The sequence below is a fragment of the Pseudomonas sp. P1_F7 genome, from assembly GCF_056405655.1.
Genome location: NZ_JBFUBR010000030.1, coordinates 24082 through 45398, shown reverse-complemented (window position 1 = coordinate 45398; position 21317 = coordinate 24082). Strand labels below are relative to the sequence as shown.

Here is a 21317-nt window from a genome sequence, read left to right as displayed (position 1 = left end):
CCACCACCACCACCACCATCCTTGGCATAGGCACTCGAGTCATGGGAAACGGAATCCGGCACCAAAACCATGGAAGCCGAAAGGACGCCACCAATTGCCAGCGCCAGTAATCCTCTCTTGAAAAGCAGATAAGTGTTCATCGTGCATTCTCCTGGTGATTTACCGCGAGCAGCGTCAACGCAATACGCGTTGCAATCCGGGAGCGGCATTGGAGCAATCCATCAGATTTACAGTTTCTCCTGAATTCTACGCGTGGGATTTTTTCCCACACAACGAAGTTAGCCCTTTCTGGCTCAGGGTCAACCGGCGCAGGAGAAAGCCGACCGACGGATGGGGATGGGGATGGGATGGGATGGGATGGGAGGGTTGCCCATGTGGGGGGTGACATGGGCTTGGTTTTTGGCGTGCTTCGTCGATAGCTACCCCGGTACCGAGGATTTTTGCGTACCGACACTGCCCGCCCTACCGGCGACTGCAAGTGCCACGCAACAAGCCAGTAACGAGAATGCGGCGAATGCGCCCATCACATGCAGATAAGGCAACACGTGATTCCAGGCTCGAGCCACCCCCAGGAATGCGGCGAATAGCCAACCGCTCATGGAAAGCGCACCCAACAAGGCAAGCCGCGTGCGCCCTGCACTGCGCAGTGCAACGAATGGAGCCTTTTGCAGCAGCGGGAAACCAACTCGATGCAACAATGCACCGTTCAGGCTAAGCAGCGCGACGACAGTCACCTTGGCCCAGAGTTTCTGATTGAGCAGATACGCGTCGCCTTCATTGAGGTAACCCTCAAGCACCAGCAACAATCCGCTTGCCCAAAGGGCCAGCAGTGCGAGGCTGACGATCTTCTGAGTTTCATCAAGGTACTCAAGCCGCGCCTGGTCCAGTATCTCCTTGCGCCAACTCCAAAGCTTGTGATCCGCCTGCAACACCCTCCCCAGGGCAATACACGTAGCGAGCAGATGACCGTACACGAGAAGCATTTTGAGCATTGCCTTGACCTTATTATTGTTTGGGCGCTGCGTTCCCTGCTTCGCTGAATTGAAAACGAATGATACAAATTAGCAATTGCACTTTCAAGATAAACGCTCACTAACATTTGCCGGCATCGACCGCCATGCAACTTTCGTCGCACATGGAGGCGGTCATTCCTGTGGCGGCAAAAAGCAAAATTGCCATGTGTTCCCTTCGTTCTTTCTTGCGTCGCACTGTTCATTGCCCGTTCCCGTACGTCTGGAGTTTCCCCAATGCCCTCGCCTCATTCCTTGCCCGCTGCGCTGCTGGGCCTGGCCCTTGTTTGTCCGGCCATGACCGAGGCTCAGGGCCTGGAGTTGGAACAAGTGCTGATTGGCGCCGAGGACCAGAGTGACGAAAACCAGGGGATCGAGGACGCCAGGGCCCGGCTGGCCCAGGTGCCCGGCGGCACCAATGTGGTCGACATGCGCCGCCCGTTGCAGGGCCGCGTGGCCAGCAATCAGGATGTGCTGGCTTACCAGCCCGGGATCTATGCCCAGTCGGCGGGCAACGAAGGGGTGAAGATCTCGATCCGCGGATCGGGCATCAACCGTGCCCCGGGCGCCCATGCCTCGGGGCTGTACGCCATGCTCGACGGTCTGCCGCTGACCGGCCCCGGCGGCACACCCTATGAATTGCTGGAGCCGCTGTGGCTCGACCATGTGGAAGTGCTGCGCGGCGCCAACGGTTTCGACCGGGGCGCCCTGGCCTTGGGCGGGGCCATCGATTACACCAGCCATACCGGCTACGACTCACCGCTGCTGCAGGTGCGCTACGCGACGGGCAGCCACGGCTATCTCCAGCGCCAGGTCAGTTCCGGGCAAGTGCTCGGCGACCTCGATTACTACGTGGCCATGACCGACGCCAACGCCGACGGCTACCAGGACCACACGGTCAGCGCGAGCCAGGGCGTCATCGCCAACTTCGGTTATCGCTTCAACCCGAACCTTGAAACGCGCGTCTACCTGCGCCACCGCCAGACTGACAACGACCTCGCGGGACGCGTGACCAAGTACTCCATCGAGCACGACCCACGGGCGGCCAACCCGGCCTACGTGGCGCGGGACGACCGCCGCGACGAGCCGGGCAGCACCTTTATCGGCAACAAGACCACCTACTACATTGATGACGATTCGAGCATCCAGACCGGCCTTGTCTACCACGACTACCCAATGGATTTGCGTGAGGGCCCTAACCGTCTGAAGGTGGCGTACACGGATGTCAGCGGCACGTTCGACTACAAGCGTCGCGACACGCTCTGGGGCCTGGAAAGCGTCAGCACTGTGGGCCTGCGAACAACCAAACACCTGCCCAATGCCGGCGCCAGCGAATTCGTGCGCATCCCCACCGGCAACACCGCCGGTTACGCACCGGGCACGCTGATTCGCAACTTCACCTACCAGGGCTCGGACAGCGTCCTGCATGTCGGCAATGACCTGGAGATCGCCGACGACCTGTGGCTGACCACCGGTCTCGCCGCGATCTACACCCGCCGTGAAAGCGATGTCACCTACCCGCAGGAAGGTGGCAAGACCAGCCTGCACGACTGGGACTACGCCCCGCGCGTGGGCCTGCGCTACCAACTGACACCCGACCTGCAACTGTTCGGCAATCTCAGCCGCTCGGTCGAGGCACCGCACCCGTGGTCGCTGATCTATAGCTCGAACATCCGATTCCCCGCAGGCAGCGGCGTCGCCACAGGAGCCCAGCGCGATCCCGTCACGCTGCAAAACCAGACCGCCACCACCCTGGAAATCGGCGGCCGCGGTGACAGCATGCTGGGGCAGTGGAGCCTGGCCTGGTACTACGCCCAAGTGCGCCATGAACTGCTTTCGGTGTTGCCGGACCCCAACGCCACCACGCCCTACGAACTCAACGCTAGCCCCACCGTGCACCAGGGCGTGGAAGCCAGCCTGCTGAGCCCCCTTTGGTCGCCGGATGATGGCGGCCAATTGAGCCTGCGCCAGAGCTATACCTTCAGTGACTTCCACTACCGCGACGATGACCGTTTCGGCGACAACCGCCTGCCGGGCCTGCCAATGCACTATTACCAGGGCGAACTGCGTTACGACTGGCCACAAGGCTTTTTCGCCGCGTTCAACACGCAATGGGCGTCCAAAGTGGCAGTCGATTACGCCAACAGCTACTACGCCGATCCTTACGCAATATTCGGCGCGACGCTGGGCTACAACGCACCCAAGGGCGACTGGCAGACCTGGCTGGACCTGCGCAACCTGACCGACAAGCACTATGCCGCCACGGTCACGCCGGGCTACGACGACAAAGGGCTGGACACGGCACGATCCACCCCCGGCGAGGGCATGGCGATGTACCTCGGGGTGTCGTGGAGTCTGCTCTGAGGCCGGGTTCACCGGCCGTAAGACAACTCGAAAAGCAGGCTCACGGGGAGAATCGATTCACCTGAATTATTTCGTAAATATAGATAGCTGACTAATTACAAGCTCAACTATGATGAGCTAACTCTTCCGCAGCAGACTTCACCATGACTGACCCATTGACCCTAGGTTTTGCCCTGCATGACAGTGCCCGGCTGATGCGCAAGCGATTTGAACAACGCGCGCGGCATGTCGGGCTCACTCGCTCGCAGTGGCAAGTGCTGGCCATGCTGTCGACCAATGAAGGCATCCATCAAAAAGGGCTCGCGGATTTACTGGAGCTGGAATCGATCACCCTCGTGCGCCTGCTGGACAAAATGGCCGAACGCGGTTTAGTCGAGCGCCGTCGTCATCCCACGGATCGACGTCTGTCCCTGCTGTTTTTGACGGAACAGGCCCATCCGCTGCTGCAACTCATGCGTGACATGGGCCGGGTGACTCGTCAGGAAGCCACGCGCGGATTCTCTGCCGAGGAGGAACAACTGCTGCTGGGGATGATGAAGCGGATGAGGTCCAATCTGATCGAAGCCTGCAGTCTCCCTGTTGAAGAACAGGAGCATCGTCATGATTGAGAGACGGCAACTCGTGCGCACCGCGCTCTTTGCCTTGCTACCCATCGCGCTAGTGGTCGGCGGCTATCTGTATGTCACGGGCGGGCAGATCATTTCCACCGACAATGCCTACATTCAAGCCGATCATGTCGGTGTCTCCACGGATGTCTCGGGCCTGGTCGCCTCGGTTGATGTCAAGGACAACCAGCGGGTGGTCAAGGGTCAAGTCCTGTTCACCCTGAAGCCGGAGCCCTTTGAGATCGCGCTGGCCAGTGCCACGGCGCAGCTGAGCAGCGTGCGCAATCAGATCCTCAATCTCCAGGCCAATTACAAGCAGGCGCTGGCCGAAATCGACCAGGCGCAAATCGACCTCGCCTACTACCAGGCCAGCTTCCAGCGCCAGCAAACCCTGCTCAGCGTCTCGGCGGTGTCCAGAACCAACTACGACGATGCCAAGCACGCGCTGGACAGCACCCGGCAAAAAATCACCGTGGCCAAGGCCACCGCACAAATGGTGCTGGCGCAACTGGGCGGAAATATCGAGCTCCCCGTCGAACAACAATCCACGTATCTGATCGCCCAGGCCGCCGTCGACGAAGCGCAACGCAATCTGAACAACTCGGTGGTCAGGGCTGCGTTCGACGGTGTCGTGACCAACGTTGATTCACTGCAAGTCGGTTCCTACCTGCAACCACCCCAATCGGGCATCAGCCTGGTGTCGGCCGACCACTTGTGGGTCGCTGCGTCCCCCAAGGAAACCGAGCTGACCCACATGAAGCCCGGTCAGCCTGTCGATATCAGCGTCGATAGCTACCCCGGCGTGCAGTGGCACGGCACCGTCGACAGCATCAGCCCGGCGTCGGGTTCAAGCTTCTCGTTGCTGCCTGCGCAAAACACCACGGGCAACTGGGTCAAGGTCGTGCAACGGATTCCCGTGCGCATCAGCATCGATGATGCCGGGGAAAAACCGCCGCTGCGCACCGGCATGAGTGTGCAGGCCGAGATCGATACCGGTTCGGCCCGTGGCCTGCCGCACCTGTTCTCGGGGCTGCTGGCGAGCAAGATCCCTGCACCGGCTCTGGCCCATGAATAACCCGGCACCGACCGAAGCGGTGGCCCATCGCGGGATGATCACCGCTTGCGTCGTGCTGGCGGTGATCATGCAAGCGCTCGACACCACCATCGCCAACGTCGCCCTGCCCTACATGCAAGGCAGCATCTCGGCCAGCTCGGACCAGATCAACTGGGTGCTGACGTCCTATATCGTCGCCGCTGCAATCATGACCCCGCCGTCTGCCTTTCTGGCCAGGCGCTTCGGGCGCAAACGCGTGCTGCTGTGGGCGATTGTCGGCTTTGTGGTCTCGTCGATCCTTTGCGGTCTGGCGCAATCGCTGGAAGAAATCATCCTCGCCCGCCTGCTGCAGGGCCTGGCGGGCGCGGCGCTGGTGCCGCTGTCCCAGGGCATTCTGCTGGACATCTACAGCCTCAAGGAACGCGGCTCCGCCATGGCGCTGTTCGGCGTGTCGGTCATGGTCGGCCCCGTGCTGGGGCCGATGCTCGGCGGCTGGCTGACCGAGAATTTCAGCTGGCGCTGGGTGTTCTTCATCAATTTGCCCATTGGTTTGCTGGCGCTGGCCGGGATCGTCTATTACGTCAGCGAAACGACCACCGACACCTCCACCCGCCTGGACTGGCTCGGCTTCGGTTCGCTGAGCGTGGCGATCATGGCCCTGCAACTGTTTCTGGACCGGGGCGAACAACTGGGCTGGTTCGCTTCCGGTGAAATCCTGGTCGAAGCGATCGTGGCCGCTGTCGCCCTGTACGTGTTCCTGGTCCACACCTTCACCACCGACAGCCCCTTTATCAGCCCGAAGCTGTTCAAGGATCGCAACTTTGCGATCAGCGTTGTGTTTATCTTCATCGTTGGCATCACCTACCTGGCTTCACTGGCGCTGATGACCCCTTACCTGCAAACCCTGATGGGCTATCCGGTGCTGACCGCCGGCATGGTGATGGGCCCGCGTGGCCTGGGCACGATGCTGACCATGTTCCTCGCCGGCCGACTGTTGGGCAAAGTCGATACCCGTCTTTTATTGCTGTCGGGCCTGGGCTTGTCGGCGCTGTCGATGGGGCTGATGACCGGCTGGACGCCTGACGTGTCGATGCAAACCGTCATCTGGGTCGGCTTCATCCAGGGCACCAGCCTGGGCATGCTGTTCGTGCCACTGACCACGGTTGCCTTCGCGACCCTGCCCGCCTCCTTGCGCGCCGAAGGCACCGGGCTTTACAGCCTGTCGCGAAATGTCGGTTCCAGCGTCGGTATCTCCATCGTGACCGTGCTGCTCACCCAGAACATCCAGGCCAACCACGAGCAGATCGGTGCCTACATCACGCCCTTCAACCGGGCCTTCGACGCAGGGTCGATCAAGAGTTACCTGGACCCGATGGCCGCCTCCGGCCGCGCCACCCTGGACGCATTGGTCAACGTGCAGGCCAGCTGGATCGCTTACGTGGATGACTTCAAGTTGCTGATGCTGTTGTCACTGGCGGTCATGCCGTTGTTGCTGATCATCAAAACCCCAACAACCCAGGCAAATGAAGAGCCGGCACCGGTCATTGAGTAATCACAGCCGGGTACTTGGCTTCGCAAACGCAAGAGCCGGGACCCGCCCGGTTTTTTTCTAAACCTTTGCCCGCGCGGCCCGCCAGCTCAACACGTAACCGCGCGCGACGACTAAGCTTTTGTAACGTCACTTCGTCCCTCAAGGAGATATCCATGAGCGCCGCCGCCCTGTCCGAACTCGATGCCGCCCTGCCCGGTCTGACCCGCAAGATCCGCGTGCTGGATGCCCTGTCCTGGCCCGATGGCGTCGAGGAAGACTTCCTGGCGAAATGGCGCGGCGGGCGTGCCGAGTTACCCAATGTCGAGTTGCAGCCCCGCGACCACAGCGCCGACATCGCTGCCCTGGAAACCTTCATCAGCCGTTGCGATGTGGGGCATCCGGCCGGGAATTTCCTCGCCATGACCGCCCGTAGCTATGCCACCGCCGGACACATGCTGGGGGCCATTGGCACTCCCGCCTTTACGCAATATTCGTCAGCGCTGTACCGGCGTCCGGACTTCTACTACACGCGCTTGCAACTGAGCATGCTCGATGCCGCCCGTTTCTTTCTCAAGACCACCGACGCCCTGCTGGGGGGCGCGCGGATTCCACCGAGCCCGGCGGAGATCCCGGCCAAGGTGTTCGCCGCCTGGATTCAACCGGAACTGGACCGTTTCTTCGGCGCCGGACAGATCACGGTCGTGCTCGATCCGAACCTGGCCGCCAAGGCCATCGCCGGATCGAGCCGCATTCGCCTGCGGGCCAGCGCGCTGTTCTCGGAGCTGGACAAGCATCAGCTGTTGCAACACGAGGCCTTCGTGCATGTCGCCACGGCACAAAACGGCGCGCGGCAGCCCAACCTCATAAGCCTCGGCCTGGGGGCGCCCCGCACGACCCAGACCCAGGAAGGCATTGCCACCCTGGCCGAGCTGTTCACCGGCAGCATGGACATCAACCGCCTGCGTCGCCTGGCCCTGCGTGTGCTTGCCGTCCAGCAGGCGCTGGAGGGTGCCGACTTCATCCAGGTGTTCGAAGGTTTTCTGGCGGCCGGGCAGTCACAAGAGGAGTCCTTCCGCTCAACCCAACGGGTGTTCCGCGGCGCCGACCTGCGTGGCGGTTCGGCGTTTACCAAGGATGCTGCCTACCTGACCGGGTTGCTCGGCGTCCACACCCTGCTGCGCATTGCAATCCGCGATAACCGGCCGGAACTGGTGGGGCATTTGTTTGCCGGGCGCCTCAGCCTGGGTGACACCGTGCGCCTGGCGCCACTGTTCGAGTCCGGCTGGCTCAAAGGACCGACCTACCTTCCGGCCTGGGCCTCCGATCTGCGTCTGCTCGCGGCCAACCTGGCCTTCTCTGCGTTCATTGCCCAGATCAAACTGGACGTGCTGGACCTGAAGGTGTTCATGGCATTTGCCGAAGAACACGAAAGCGATGCCAGCGCCCAGTGATCGGATTGACGCTGTTTTTAAGGCAACCTTGATCCTTCAAATGAACTGCTACCATTAGGAAGCACCAACGAAGCTGAGCTCTGTGGCTTGCAAAGTCAGCTTTCACCTCTCGTGCCTTGACTCACTCATTTCAAGCCTGCCTGACCACATAGGGGGTGCAATGCGCATTCCATTTTTTTACGCGTTGTCAGCCGTACTGTTTTTGAGTGGACCCTCCTGCCTGGCACAGGCTGCGGATACCACCGCCGCCGCACCGGCACCCGCTGCCGATACAGCGCCCGTCACTGCGCCTGCCAAAGATCCCATGTTTACCCAGGAACAGCTGGATCAAATGCTGGCGCCCATTGCGCTTTACCCGGACCCACTGTTGGCACAGGTACTGATGGCCACCACCTACCCCGGGGAAGTCGGCGAGGCGGTCAACTGGTCCAAAGCGCACCCCGACGCCAAGGGCGACGATGCGGTCAAACAGGTGGCGAACCAGCCTTGGGATCCGAGCGTGCAGGCACTGGTTGCCTTTCCGCAGGTTCTGGCAACGCTGGGGCAGGATCCCGTCTGGGTCCAACGCCTGGGTGATGCCTTCCTGGCGCAGCCCGACGATGTCATGAACGGCGTGCAACGCTTGCGTCATCAGGCCCAGGCCGCTGGCAATCTGCAGAGCAACCAGTATCAGAACGTGACGATCCAGAATGTCGCGGCACCGGCCCCCACGACTGCGGCACCGGCTCCTGCTCCGGAAGCAGCCCCAGCCAGCAGTTCCACCATCATCATCCAGCCTTCCGATCCGCAGGTGGTGTACGTCCCCACCTATAACCCGACTACCACCTACGGCACCTGGGCCTACCCGGCGTCGCCGCCCGCGTACTATCCGCCGCCACCCGCCTATTACCCCGGTCAAGCCTTGATGGCCGGTCTGGCGTTTGGTACCGGCGTGGCCATCGTCGGGGCGTTGTGGGGTGAATGTGACTGGGGCAATAACGACGTCGATATCGACGTCAATCGTTACAACAACATCAATGCCAACAACCGGATCACCAATAACCAGAACAAATGGCAGCACAACCCGGTGCACCGCAATGGCGTGCCCTATCGAGACAGCGCAAGCCGCGCACAGTACGGCCGCCAACTGAACGGCGCCAATCAGCGTGAAGCCTATCGCGGGGATAATGCCCAGCGCGCCCAGGCACGTGAAAATGCCCGCAGCTCAATGGACAGGCACGGTATCGAACGACCTGCCACCAGCAACCGCGAAGCTCGTGATCAAACGCGCAAACTCCAGTCCGGAACCGCGAGCGACAATCGGTTACAGGCCGGTGCAGACAGGCCGAAGGCGGCTGACAGAGGCCAGGGCACGGCCAGAAACACCCGGGAGAATCAGCAGCCCAGGAAACAGACCCAGCAGGCCAATCAACAACCCAGGAACCAGAGCGCTCAGCTGAATCAGCGCAGAGAGGGCCAGGCGCAGACGCGTCAAACGGCGAATCAACGGCCGGCCGCCAGTACCGGCAGTGCCCGCAACAATGCGTTCGCCGGCGCACGTTCACCGTCCCAGGCCAACGTCCAGGCCAATCGTGGCCGGGCCAGCCAGGCATCCGCCCAACGCCCAAGTGCCGCGCGATCGGCCGGTCACCAGGTCAGTCGGCCGTCCAATCCACCAGCGCGTCAAAGGGGGGGTCGTCGTTGAAAAACCAACCTCGAGTGAAGGGACTCATGGGCTTGCTCCCTCATGTCCTTGCAATATCTGCCGGCTTGTTGTGGTCGAGCATGGCGACGGCGCAGCAGGCCTTTCCAACGCCAGAAAAAGCCGCAGAAGCCTTCGTCGATGCACTGGGCACGGAACACTCCGACCAGGCACGCCTGACCGAGCTGCTGGGCAGTGACTGGCACACTTACATCCCCCGTGAAGGCGTGCAGCGCGAAGATGTGGATGCGTTTTTGCAGCAATACCGCGAGCAACATCACATTGAAAACACCAACGAGCGCAAGGCAGTCCTGGCAGTCGGCAGCAAGAACTGGACACTGCCCATCCCCATGACAAAAGACGCGAACGGTTGGCGCTTCGACATCAAGGCCGGCAGTGCCGAGATCCGTGCCCGTCAAATCGGCCGCAATGAACTCGCCGCGGTGCAATCGGTGCTGGCCTATCACGACGCCCAAATGGACTATGCGTCAGTCGATCGAGACGGTGATGGCGCACTCGAGTACGCGCAGAAAATCTTCAGCACCCCCGGCAAGCACGATGGACTCTACTGGGCTGAAGACGACAGCGGGCAGATCAGCCCGCTGGGACCTTCGTTCGGCAAAGCCATTGCCGACGAAGAGTGGCATGGTTACCGCTTCCGCATCCTTAATGGCCAGGGCCCTTCGGCGCCGGGTGGCACCTACAGTTACCTCATCGGTGACAAGATGAGCCGGGGCTTTGCGCTGATCGCCTGGCCGGCGAAATACAACGACACCGGGGTGATGAGTTTCATGATCAGTCATGAGGGACAGGTGTTCGAGAAAGACCTGGGGCCAGGTGGTGAAAAACTGGCGAAATCGATGAAGCGCTTCGATCCGGATGACAGCTGGAAGGAGGTGCCTGAAGATCAGGCCCCATTTGTCACGATGCATTGACACGTTGTCACGATGACCTGACATGAGAACGCTTTAGCGCATCAATCAGTGCAAAAAATGAAAAAACCACCCAAACCAACGTGCCAAGGTGGTTTTTTCGCATAAACGAAATCATCCGGTAGATCATCGGCGATACGCTGAGAAAATCGCTTCAGTGTCGGCTCCGCCAAGACAAACAACCAAGCCTGATCGTCAATCACGCCCCTACGTCGAAGGACTCTTCCCAGGACCTGACGGTAATGCAGTTCAGTACGAATTCTACTCAGGTAGCAGCATACCTGGAGCCGAGGGATATCAGTTCCCTCGCCGATCATTCCCACAGCAACAATCCAGCGGCAATTGCTATTATCGCGATCTTCACGGCACGGCATTGGGAACTCTACAAGCAGTATTGAGCGGACGTTTCGATAAAAACGATTTCGTGTTGCTGCAAGTGCTGAAGCCTTAAGCCTGGTCCCATCATCCCCATTGGCCGTCAGTGTTCGTTAGTTAGTGTTCAACGCGGTGAACAATCAAACCGAGGCTTTTAAATCCACGCCCAGTGCCTGGGCAAATGCCTTCACCAAGGGGCTGCGCACAGTGTTATGGCGCAGGATCAGACTGAACGGCGTGACGATGTTGATCAAGTCCGGGCGCACCGCGCGAAACTCTCCCCGCGCCACCATCGGCGCGGCGTAATGCTGGGGCAGGAACCCCAGGAAACGACCAGTCTTGATCAGCAGCGCAACGGCCTCCACCTGGGTTGCGGAGGCGGAAAAGCTGTCGTAGTGGGCAAATTTCAGTTTGTCGCGATGAATCGCGTAGCGATGGTTGATGCACTCGTAATCCTTGAGCACATTACCCCCCATGTCAGCGTCCGCCATGGAGAACAGCGGGTGGCCGAGCGCGCAATAAACCTCCGAGCGTTCTTCGTATAGTTCGTAGTAATCGAACTCTTCGCGTTTTTGATAAACCGGCACAATTCCCGCCACCAACCGCCCCTCGACGACACCTCTTTCAACCTCATCAAGTTGCGTGGCCTGAAGTTGAAATCTAACCTTGGGCGCCTGCTCGTTTATTTTTCTAAGCGCGGCAACTAACGGCGAATTGGCGTCAGAGATAGTGTTATCAATAACCCCCACACCAAGATCACCGACAAGTTCGTTTTGCGCTGAACTAAGGCGATCGCGAAAGTTGTCGACCGAGGCAAATAAGTCTATCGACGCCTGATACACCAGACGCCCTTCTTCCGTCAGGTGAAAGCCCTCTCTCCCCCGCGTGCAAAGGCGCATGCCGATTCGGATTTCCAGGTCGGAAATCTGTTTGCTGATGGCTGCCAGCCCCACATTCAGCTCATTTTGCGCGGCACTGAAGCCACCTGCCTCGACCACGGCCTTGAATACTTTGAGCAGTTTGAAGTCCAGCCCACTGAGGGCTAACGGTGCCCGTTGCAGCGTTTTCGGCGGCGGGTTTCCGGAATTGGAAAGTGGGGTTTCCATAATGCTTATTTACCTCTGGCGCCCTATTCAACAATCTGTGCCCAACAACAAAAACATAGCTGGCCTAATAATAATGAACACAGAAAACCAGGCTTGGCAACCGCCAATAAATCCCGAACATCAGTGCCAAACCACTGATCTCAAAACATTAAAAGCTGACACTTCGATCAGCTCTCGCCACTTTGCAACTGCCCTATTGAAAACTGCTCTGGCCTGATTTCGTTCGCTGACTTTTTAGCGACGTTGCGGCCCGGCATACCCATTTCAGTTCGCGTTACCGACGAGGAAAACAACAATGTCTCAAACCACCGACCGTCTCTGGGGTGCTCGCTTCAAAAGCGGCCCTTCCGAAGCCTTGGCGGCCCTGTCCCGTTGCCCTGAGCGCTACTTCCGGCTCACCCCGTACGACCTCGCCGGCTCCAAGGCCCATGCCCGGGAACTGCAGCGCGCCGGACTGCTGAGCGAGCAAGAAACCCAGACCATGCTCGACGCCCTGGAGCGTATCGGCGCTGACTTCCGCGCCGGCAGCATCGCCCCGACCCTGGACGACGAAGACGTCCACACCTTCATCGAACGCCTGCTGACCGAACGCCTTGGCACCCTCGGTGGCAAGCTGCGCGCCGGTCGTTCGCGCAACGACCAGACGGCCAACGACCTGCGGCTGTTCCTGCGTGACCACGTGCGCACCCTGGCCGTTGAAGTGCTGGCCTTGCAGCAGGCGCTGGTGGACCAGGCCGAGCAACACATCGAGAGCATCTGCCCCGGCTTCACCCACCTGCAGCAGGCACAACCGATCGTGTTTGCTCATCACCTGCTGGCCCACGCCCAGTCGATGCTGCGCGACGTGCAGCGCCTGGTGGACTGGGACGCGCGCACTTCTCTGTCGCCACTCGGTGCGGCGGCCATGGCTGGCTCGGCTATCGCTCGTTTACCTCAGCAATCGGCAAAAGAAATGGGCTACAGCGGTGTTTGCGAAAACTCCATCGACGCCGTGGCCAGCCGCGATCACGTCGCCGAGTTCCTGTTCATCGCCAGCATGCTCGGCATCAACATCTCGCGCCTCGCCGAAGAGTTCTGCCTGTGGTCGTCGCGGCAATTCCGCTGGGTCGCGCTGGACGATGCCTACGCCACCGGCAGCTCGATCATGCCGCAGAAAAAGAATCCGGACATCGCCGAACTGGCGCGGGGCAAGGCGGGTCGCCTGATCGGCAACCTGACCGGACTGTTGTCCACCCTCAAATCCTTGCCACTGTCCTACAACCGCGACTTGAGCGAGGACAAGAACGGCGTGCTCGACAGCGTCGACACCCTGCTGCTGGTGCTGCCGGCCATGGCTGGAATGGTCGCGACCATGAAGGTCAACGTCGAAGAGCTGCGTCGTCAGGCACCGCTGGGCTTCACCCTCGCCACCGAAGTCGCCGACTGGCTGGCGGTGCGCGGCGTGCCGTTCAAGGAAGCTCACGAAATCACCGGTGCGCTGGTCCAGGCTTGCGAGAAACACGACATCGAATTGTGGGAAGCCTCCCCGGCACTGCTGGCGGAAATCGACCCGCGCCTCACACCAGAAGTACGCGAAAGCCTGACCCTCGAAGCCGCCATCGCCGCCCGCAGCGGCTGGGGCGGGACCGCGCCACAACAGGTGCGTGACATCAATGTGAACTGACCCACCGCTATCGCGAGCAAGCTCGCTCCCACAGGGATAGCGTTGAAACCGAGTTCGGAGAACCAACATGAGCCAGACACAGGCAGAACGACTCCAGGCGGAGCGAAAACTGGCGGAAAACCAGTTCGACATCACCCAGTACGATCATGTACCGCGGCGTTACTACGGGCGGATTTTCTTCGCCACGGTGATCGTCATCGCGATCATCGGCCTGGTACGCGCCTTCGCCGAAGGCAAGATCGAATGGTCGTACATCGGCCAGTTCCTCACCTCCCAGGCGATCATGTGGGGCTTGCTCAACACCATCGTCATGGCGGTGCTGGCGATGGCGCTGGGCATCGTGTTCGGCGTGATCACCGCGATCATGCGCATGTCGGCCAACCCGATCCTGCGCTATGTGGCGCTGACCTACACCTGGCTGTTTCGCGGTACGCCGCTGATTCTGCAACTGCTGTTGTGGTTCAACCTGGCGCTGATCTTCCCCACCATCGGCATCCCCGGCCTGTTCGAAATGGACACCGTGAGCCTGATGACCCCATTCGTGGCAGCCCTGCTTGGCTTGAGCATCAATCAGGGTGCCTACACCGCCGAAGTGGTGCGTGCCGGCCTGCTCTCGGTGGACACCGGGCAGTATGAAGCCGCCAAGTCGATCGGCATGCCGCGCCTGCAAGCGCTGCGCCGAATCATCCTGCCCCAGGCCATGCGCATCATCATTCCACCAGTGGGCAACGAGTTCATCGGCATGGTGAAAATGACCTCGCTGGCGAGCGTCATCCAGTACTCGGAACTGCTCTACAACGCGCAGAACATCTACTACGCCAACGCCCGCGTGATGGAGCTGCTGATCGTCGCCGGTATCTGGTACCTGGCCACCGTCACCGTCCTGTCCTTTGGTCAAAGCCGCCTGGAGCGTCGTTTCGCCCGCGGCGCCGGCAAGCGTTCCTGAGGAGCCGCACATGAGAAGCATCGTCAAGGCCGTGAGCCTGAACAAGTATTACGACCAATTCCACGCACTCAAGGACATCAACATCGAAGTCGAGCAAGGCGAAGTGCTGTGCATCATCGGCCCGTCCGGCTCCGGCAAAAGCACCTTGCTGCGCTGCGTCAACCAGCTGGAAAAGATCGACAAGGGCGGCCTGTGGGTCGACGGCGAGCTGGTGGGCTACCGGATCGTCGGCAACAAACTGCACGAGCTCAACGAAACGCAGATCGCCCGCCAGCGCCTGTCCACCGGCATGGTGTTCCAGCGTTTCAACCTGTTCCCGCACATGACCGTGCTGCAAAACATCATCGAAGGGCCGTGCCAGGTGCTCAAGCGTTCGCCCAAGGAGGCGAATGAAGAAGCCCTGGAATTGCTCGCCCGCGTCGGCCTGGCCGACAAACGCAACAGCTACCCGATCGAACTGTCGGGTGGTCAGCAACAACGCGTCGCCATTGCTCGTGCATTGGCCATGCGCCCCAAGCTGATGCTGTTCGATGAACCCACTTCGGCACTCGACCCGGAACTGGTCGGTGAGGTGCTGTCGGTGATGCGCGATCTGGCGCAGACCGGCATGACCATGATCGTCGTCACCCATGAACTGGGCTTCGCTCGCGAGGTTTCCAACCGCATGGTGTTCATGGACGGCGGGCAGATCGTGGAGGCTGGAAGCCCCGAAGAAATACTAATAAGTCCGCAAAACCCTCGCACCCAAAGCTTCATTTCTGCCGTTCGAACCTAAGTGCCCGTTGGCGCTCACAACACTCATAAGAGAACGACCATGAAGAACTTCGTTATTCCAGCAGTACTCGCCGGCGTTATGGCATCCAGCTTCACCTTCGCAGCCGAATTGCCGGCCAGCATCAAGGCCAAGGGCGAGATCGTCGTAGCGATCATGCCGAACTACCCGCCGATGGATTTCAAGGACCCGGCCACCAATACCCTCACCGGTCTGGACTATGACCTGGGCAATGCCCTGGCCGAACGTCTGGGCGTGAAGATCAAATGGCAGGAAACCGGCTTCGAGCAAATGATCAACGCCCTGACCACCGACCGCGTGGACATGGTGCTGTCGGGCATGACCGACACCGCCGAACGTCAGGCCAGCGTGACCTTCGTCGACTACTTCACCAGCGGTCCGCAGTTCTACACCCTGCAGAAAAACAAGGACACCAACGAAATCGTCGACCTGTGCGGCAAGAAGGTCGGCACCAGCCGCCGCACCACCTTCCCGGCGGAAATCGCCGAGTGGAGCAAGGCCAACTGTGAAGCCGCCGGCAAGCCTGCAATCAATGTGATCGGCACCGAAGGCTCGGCCGATGCCCGTGCGCAACTGCGCCAGAGCCGCATCGACGCGGCCATGCAGGGCAGCGAAACCCTGCCCTACCTCAAGACCCAGGAAAAGGATATGTACAAAACCGTGGGCCTGCCGATCTCCGAGCAGTACAGCGGGATGGGCGTGAGCAAGAAAAAACCTGAGCTCAGTGAAGCGGTGAAGGTTGCGCTGCAGAGCATGATCGACGACGGCAGTTACCAGGCGATCCTGAAGAAGTGGGATCTGGAACTGGGAGCGATCAAGACGGTGACGGTGAACGCCGGGAAGTAATCGCACAGGCGACCCGAATCCATTGTGGGAGCGAGCCTGCTCGCGATAGCGGTGTATCAGTCAATGAAGATGTTGAATGTACTGGCCTCATCGTCGGAACGCCGCCCGGAGCAAGCTCGCTCCCACAAGGTCTTGTGATTGTTTATAGATCGTCGGAGCACTAACGATGTCCTCCTCACCCCAACCCACCTGGCCCGGCCGGCACAAAGCCTGCCTGGCCCTGGCCTTCGACCTCGACGGCCCCACCGGCGATGCCATGCTCAACGGCTCGATCTGGCGCAAGCCCGAGTATTTCGGCTTCGGCGGTTATGGCCCGTACCGGGCGCTGCCGCGGATTCTCGATCTGCTCGACGAATTCCGTCTGCCGACGACGTTCTTTGTCCCGGCCTGGGTCGTGGAGAACTGGCCGAAACAGTGTCAGGCGATTGTCGAGCGCGGGCATGAGGTGGCTTATCACGGCTACAAACACGAATCCTTCTACGCCCTGACGCTGGAACAGCAAAAGGACGTGATGAAGCGGTCCCGCGAGGTGTTCTGGAAGCACCTGCACATCCGCGCCGAAGGTTTCCGCACGCCGTCCGGCGACTGGCGGGCAGAAACCCCGGCGATGCTGGTGGAGGCCGGCGTGACTTACTCCAGCAGCATGCGCGGCGATGACCGGCCGTACCTGGTGAATGTACCGGGCCACGCCACGCCGCTGGTGGAAATCCCCGGTCGCTGGGAAATGGACGACTACGCCTCCATCGCCTATACCCGCGCGCCGGACTTCCCTTCGGGGCTGGACCGCACCGCCAGCTACGCCCTGACCCTGGACAACTGGTGCCGCGAATACGACGGTGCCATGGATGAAGGGCTGTGCCTGACCACCCTGTTCCACCCCAAGATCACCGGCAAACCAGGACGCATCCTGTTGCTGGAAAAACTCTTCGAACACATGCGCCAACGCGACGACGTCTGGTTCGCCACCTGCCGCGACGTCGCCCAGTGGTGGCTGAAGGAACATCACCATGGTTGATTCCACTGTCTGGCCCAAGGGCTACCGCTGCGCCGTGGTACTGACCGTCGACTACAACGACATCCACGGCATTCTCACCCAGGCCCCGGAAGTCGCCGGACGCGACAAGACCCTGTCGGTCTGGCGCTACGGCACCCAACGCGGCGTGGAGCGTTTGCTCGCTTTGTTCAAGGAGCTCGGTGTTTCCAGCAGCTGGTTCGTACCCGGTATCGTCGCCGAGGAAAACCCCGAGCATATTCGTGCGATCCAGGCGGGCGGACATGAGATTGCCTGCGCCGGGTATCACCATCAGAACTACGACAGCCTCGACCTCGCCGCGCAGAGCGCCGACATTGCCAAAGGATGCGCGGCGTTGACGGCGCTGACCGGTCAGCGTCCCACCGGTTTCCGCATCCCCGCCGGCAACGGTGCACCGGGCTTCATCGAGGCGTTGAGGGATCAAGGCATTCGCTGGTCGTCGTCTTGGCGTGGTGATGACTTGCCGTTCGCTCACCCGACCGCGCCCGACGTGATCGAGTTGCCCCTGCATTACGAACTGGAGGACGAACCCTACTTCGCCTTCAATCTCAGCCCGGCGGTGCCGCCGGCGCAATCGCGGATCGCATCCTACAGCCACACCCTGGGCAACCTGCAAATGGACTTCGCCGGGTTTCATCGCTTCGGTCTGTGCTACGTGTTGCGCCTGCATCCGGAAATCATCGCTACGCCAGGGCGCATTGGTGTGTTGCGTGAGTTGCTCGAAGGGATTTTGCAGCACGATGACGTATGGATCGCTACCGGTGCTGATGTCGCCCAGTGGTGGGCGGAATCCGCAGCGCCCATCACCGAAGATCATCCGGCGTCGGTGTATGAGCGGCATTATCGGGACTACGTGCTATGACAGAACGCATGCAACGACTGGCGAAATTTTGCGTGGATACACGGTTCGAGGACCTGCCACCCGCACTGGTGGAACAGGCCAAGCGTCACATCCTCGATACTTTCGGCGCGACCCTAGCCGGGGCAGACAGCGAAGTCGCGAAAACGGCACGGCAGGTATTCGAAGACGAAACGGGCGACACCTTGGTCTGGAGCACTCGCCAGCGGGTCGGCGCCGCCCAGGCAGCCATGCTCAACGGCATCGCCGCCCATGCCCTGGAACTGGACGACACCGGTGGCTGCGATCACTCCGGCGCCGTAGTGCTGCCGGCGGTCATGGCGGCGGTGTCGATGGCCGGGCAACCGGTGAGCGGCCGCGAGTTCATCACGGCCGTGGTGATCGGTTACGAAGTCGGGCGCCGAGTGCTCGAAGCCTGCGGCGGCTACTCAGCCCATAACGGCGCTGGCTGGCACTCCACGGCGACCTGCGGGGTGTTCGGCGCCGCAGCCGCCAGTGCACGGATTTTTCGATTGAATGCCGGGCAAACCTTGTCGGCACTGGGCATCGCCGGCAGCTTCAGCGGTGGCTTGTGGGCTTTCATCCACGACGGCTCGCAAAGTAAAAAACTGCACAGTGGCCGGGCCGCCGAAGGGGGATTGCTGGCGGCGCGGTTTGCGCAGCAGGGCATCAGTGGTCCAACAAAGTTGTTCGAGGATGTCTGGGGCGGCTTTTTGCAGACACTTGCCAGCGCCAACTCAACCCCCGAAGCACTGGATGCCGATCTCGGCGCCGTATGGAAACTCGCCCGCTGCTCGATCAAGCCCTACGCCTCGTGTCGCGGCACGCATTCGGCCATCGATGCGTTGGGGCTTTTGCTCGACCAATTGAATGTGCCAGTCGATCAGGTCGAAGACATACAGGTTTCGCTGTGCAGTTTTCTCAAGGACATGTGTGGCGGCCAGGAAGTCGGCACCCTCGCGGCGGCACAGATGAGCCTGGCGTATGCACTGGCGGCACGGCTGGTACATGGCCATTGTCGATTGCAGGCCTATGACGATGAAGCGCGCAACGATCCACGCATTGTCCAGTGGATGTCACGCATTCGCCTTGAAGTGGACCCGCTACTGTCCGAGGATGGCGAGCCCGTGGTGACACTGCGGACCGTGGACGGTCGGCAAGCGAGCCTGTGCGTTGAAGTGCCGTTGGGCGCGCCGGGTAATCCGCTGAGTGATGGGCTGCTTGCGGAGAAGTTCTTCAGTTTGGCGATGCGGGTCATGTCCCGGGAGCGGGTTGAGGAACTGCTCGGGCAGTTGTGGCGGATTGAAGAATTGGAATCGGTTCGTACTCTGGATCGGTGGCTGACTTGATGTTTGTGCCATCCGCGATGGCAGCGACGCGATATTGCGGCGAACACCAACAATCTGAATAAGGACATTTGCACCACCGTGGCCACTTACTCGCTCGTTATCCGCCGCTTGATGATCGTTTCACTGACGATCGTGGTCAGCCGCGCCATCACCAGCCCCTTGCTCACGCTGTTCCTGAGCAACAAGCTGGGCCTCAACCAACAGGACGTTGGCTTGCTGCTCGGTATCGCGGTGTTCATCTCCACCCTGCTGGCGCTTTACGGCGGCTATATCATCGACCGCCTGGAAAAGCGCCGGCTGCTGATCCTGGCGATGCTCTCCAGCGCTATCGGCTTCGTACTGCTGACCTTTGCCGAAAACCTCTACCTGACCACCGCCACCCTGGTGATCACCGAGACCGCGTCAGCGCTGTTCCTCATCGGCTCCAAAGCGATCCTCAGCGAAAACCTGCCCATGGGCCAGCGGGCCAAGGCGTTTTCCCTGCGCTACACGCTGACCAACATCGGCTATGCCACAGGCCCCATGCTCGGCGTGGTGATTGCCGGGGTCTATCCGATCGCACCGTTCCTGATTGCCGGTGGCATCGCGTTCTTCAGCATCTTCCTGATGACAGGCATTCCCAGGGATTCGGCGCAGACACCCGCCATTGGGCAACCCCAGAGTTTCCTGAAAACCCTGGTCACCCTGAAAAACGACCGCACCCTGATCATGTTCACTTGCGGCTGCCTGCTCAGCACCGTGGTGCACGGGCGTTACACCCTCTACTTGTCGCAATACCTGCTGGTGACCCACGATTCCAAACGCGCCCTGGAAATCATGGCCGCCCTGCTCGCCTGCAACGCCATCAGCGTGATCCTGCTGCAGTACCAGATCGGCCGGTTCCTCAATCGCGAGAAGCTGCGCTACTGGATTGCCGCGGGCACCAGCCTGTTCATCCTTGGCCTGATCGGCTTCAGCCTGGCCGACAGCATGGTGAGTTGGTGCGTGGCGATGTTCATCTTCACCCTCGGTGAAATGATCATTTACCCGGCCGAATTCCTTTTCGTCGACACCCTGGCCCCGGAAGAGCTGCGCGGCAGCTATTACGGAGCCCAGAACCTGGCGGCCCTCGGTGGCGCCCTGAGCCCGATGATTTGTGGCTTTCTATTGATGCACTCCCCCGCGCCCACGATGTTCTATGCCTTGAGCACACTGACCGCGATGGGTGGGTTCCTGTGTTTCATGAGCGGTCGTCGGGTGGCTATAGTGCAAAAATAATGCATTGGAACCGCAATAATATGAACCTTTCAGTGGCACGAGCTGGTGGTTGAATTTCTCCAGAAAACTGTCGACGACCTGCTCGTGCACAAAGAGGATCTTCAAGGCGGTGCAACGCTGGCCGTTGAACGACAGCGAACCCTGCGCGGATCACGCGCAGACCGTCAGTCCCACTTTGGGCACCGGGTTAATACATGCACCACGCCATCCGCCAGCACCATCACCCCCGGCACACCCGCCGCACGCAAGGCCTGTTCGTCCAGTCGGGTTACATCACGCAGCTGGACCCGCACTCGCGTTATCGCGATGCGCTGTTGCGACGCCAGGTTATCCAGCCCACCCAGCGCGGTGACCACGCTCGACGGCAGGTCCGTAGAAAGCCTGGCAGCCACCTTCGGCTCATCCACCAGCAGATCCGGGGTCAATGCCCTCCAGAACGCCCGTTGCATTTTCTCGAACATG

General features: G+C 60.7%; 18 protein-coding genes and 2 pseudogenes. 15 read left to right on the top strand and 5 right to left on the bottom strand.

Annotated features, from left to right (window positions below; genetic code table 11):
- Positions 1-419: 419 nt before the first annotated feature.
- A complete protein-coding gene (locus tag AC1D1M_RS30440) occupies positions 420-992 on the bottom strand; it encodes a hypothetical protein (RefSeq protein ID WP_477778551.1) in 573 nt (190 codons plus the stop codon).
- A gap of 255 nt (positions 993-1247) precedes the next feature.
- On the opposite strand from AC1D1M_RS30440, the gene AC1D1M_RS30435 reads away from it, so the two are divergent.
- The 7 genes from AC1D1M_RS30435 (at position 1248) to AC1D1M_RS30405 (ending at position 10631) form a co-directional block, all read left to right on the top strand.
- The gene (locus tag AC1D1M_RS30435) at positions 1248-3374 is read left to right on the top strand and encodes a TonB-dependent receptor family protein (protein ID WP_477778550.1); all 2127 of its coding nucleotides are present in this window, start codon (positions 1248-1250) and stop codon (positions 3372-3374) included.
- 194 nt (positions 3375-3568) lie between these two features.
- A complete protein-coding gene (locus tag AC1D1M_RS30430; protein ID WP_477778549.1) occupies positions 3569-3982 on the top strand; it encodes a MarR family winged helix-turn-helix transcriptional regulator in 414 nt (137 codons plus the stop codon).
- Positions 3975-5054, top strand: coding sequence for an HlyD family secretion protein (locus AC1D1M_RS30425; protein ID WP_477778548.1), 1080 nt, complete (start codon positions 3975-3977; stop codon positions 5052-5054). The genes AC1D1M_RS30430 and AC1D1M_RS30425 overlap by 8 nt, the downstream gene beginning before the upstream one ends.
- Complete coding sequence (locus AC1D1M_RS30420; RefSeq protein ID WP_477778547.1) at positions 5047-6585, top strand: DHA2 family efflux MFS transporter permease subunit; 1539 nt, start codon at positions 5047-5049, stop codon at positions 6583-6585. Before AC1D1M_RS30425 ends, AC1D1M_RS30420 begins: the two co-directional genes overlap by 8 nt.
- Positions 6586-6737: 152 nt before the next feature.
- A complete protein-coding gene (locus AC1D1M_RS30415; protein WP_477778546.1) occupies positions 6738-8015 on the top strand; it encodes a flavohemoglobin expression-modulating QEGLA motif protein in 1278 nt (425 codons plus the stop codon).
- Positions 8016-8175: 160 nt separating this feature from the next.
- A complete protein-coding gene (locus AC1D1M_RS30410; RefSeq protein ID WP_477778545.1) occupies positions 8176-9699 on the top strand; it encodes a DUF3300 domain-containing protein in 1524 nt (507 codons plus the stop codon).
- A gap of 26 nt (positions 9700-9725) precedes the next feature.
- Positions 9726-10631 carry a DUF2950 domain-containing protein gene (locus AC1D1M_RS30405; protein WP_477778544.1) on the top strand — a complete coding sequence of 302 codons (906 nt, stop codon included), beginning with the start codon at positions 9726-9728 and terminating at the stop codon, positions 10629-10631.
- 110 nt (positions 10632-10741) lie between these two features.
- Here AC1D1M_RS30405 and AC1D1M_RS30400 read toward each other — a convergent pair.
- Both AC1D1M_RS30400 and AC1D1M_RS30395 read right to left on the bottom strand, forming a co-directional pair.
- Positions 10742-10978, bottom strand: a pseudogene (locus AC1D1M_RS30400) (diguanylate cyclase); the annotation flags it as partial.
- Positions 10979-11143: 165 nt separating this feature from the next.
- Positions 11144-12109, bottom strand: coding sequence for a LysR family transcriptional regulator (locus AC1D1M_RS30395; RefSeq protein ID WP_477778543.1), 966 nt, complete (start codon positions 12107-12109; stop codon positions 11144-11146).
- A 295-nt stretch (positions 12110-12404) separates the two neighbouring features.
- Between AC1D1M_RS30395 and argH the strand changes: the two genes are divergently transcribed.
- From argH to AC1D1M_RS30355, 8 genes are all read left to right on the top strand, one after another.
- Entirely contained in the window at positions 12405-13772 is a 1368-nt protein-coding gene (argH, locus tag AC1D1M_RS30390) for an argininosuccinate lyase (RefSeq protein WP_477778542.1), read from the top strand.
- Positions 13773-13839: 67 nt separating this feature from the next.
- Positions 13840-14718, top strand: a complete 879-nt coding sequence (locus tag AC1D1M_RS30385; RefSeq protein WP_057396441.1) for an amino acid ABC transporter permease — start codon at positions 13840-13842, stop codon at positions 14716-14718.
- A gap of 10 nt (positions 14719-14728) precedes the next feature.
- Positions 14729-15493: an amino acid ABC transporter ATP-binding protein gene (locus tag AC1D1M_RS30380; RefSeq protein WP_008001408.1), complete on the top strand. Its 765-nt coding sequence runs from the start codon at positions 14729-14731 to the stop codon at positions 15491-15493.
- Positions 15494-15532: 39 nt separating this feature from the next.
- A complete protein-coding gene (locus AC1D1M_RS30375) occupies positions 15533-16357 on the top strand; it encodes an ABC transporter substrate-binding protein (protein ID WP_477778541.1) in 825 nt (274 codons plus the stop codon).
- A 166-nt stretch (positions 16358-16523) separates the two neighbouring features.
- Positions 16524-17372: a polysaccharide deacetylase family protein gene (locus AC1D1M_RS30370; RefSeq protein ID WP_008001403.1), complete on the top strand. Its 849-nt coding sequence runs from the start codon at positions 16524-16526 to the stop codon at positions 17370-17372.
- Complete coding sequence (locus AC1D1M_RS30365; RefSeq protein WP_477778540.1) at positions 17365-18252, top strand: polysaccharide deacetylase family protein; 888 nt, start codon at positions 17365-17367, stop codon at positions 18250-18252. Before AC1D1M_RS30370 ends, AC1D1M_RS30365 begins: the two co-directional genes overlap by 8 nt.
- Positions 18249-19598, top strand: coding sequence for an MmgE/PrpD family protein (locus AC1D1M_RS30360; RefSeq protein ID WP_477778539.1), 1350 nt, complete (start codon positions 18249-18251; stop codon positions 19596-19598). The genes AC1D1M_RS30365 and AC1D1M_RS30360 overlap by 4 nt, the downstream gene beginning before the upstream one ends.
- A 78-nt stretch (positions 19599-19676) precedes the next feature.
- Entirely contained in the window at positions 19677-20855 is a 1179-nt protein-coding gene (locus AC1D1M_RS30355) for an MFS transporter (protein ID WP_477778538.1), read from the top strand.
- Positions 20856-20882: 27 nt separating this feature from the next.
- Here AC1D1M_RS30355 and AC1D1M_RS30350 read toward each other — a convergent pair.
- A pseudogene (locus AC1D1M_RS30350) lies at positions 20883-20996 on the bottom strand (aldehyde dehydrogenase family protein); the annotation flags it as partial.
- Positions 20997-21019: 23 nt separating this feature from the next.
- A complete protein-coding gene (locus AC1D1M_RS30345; RefSeq protein ID WP_477778537.1) occupies positions 21020-21316 on the bottom strand; it encodes a PTS sugar transporter subunit IIB in 297 nt (98 codons plus the stop codon).
- Position 21317: the final 1 nt, after the last annotated feature.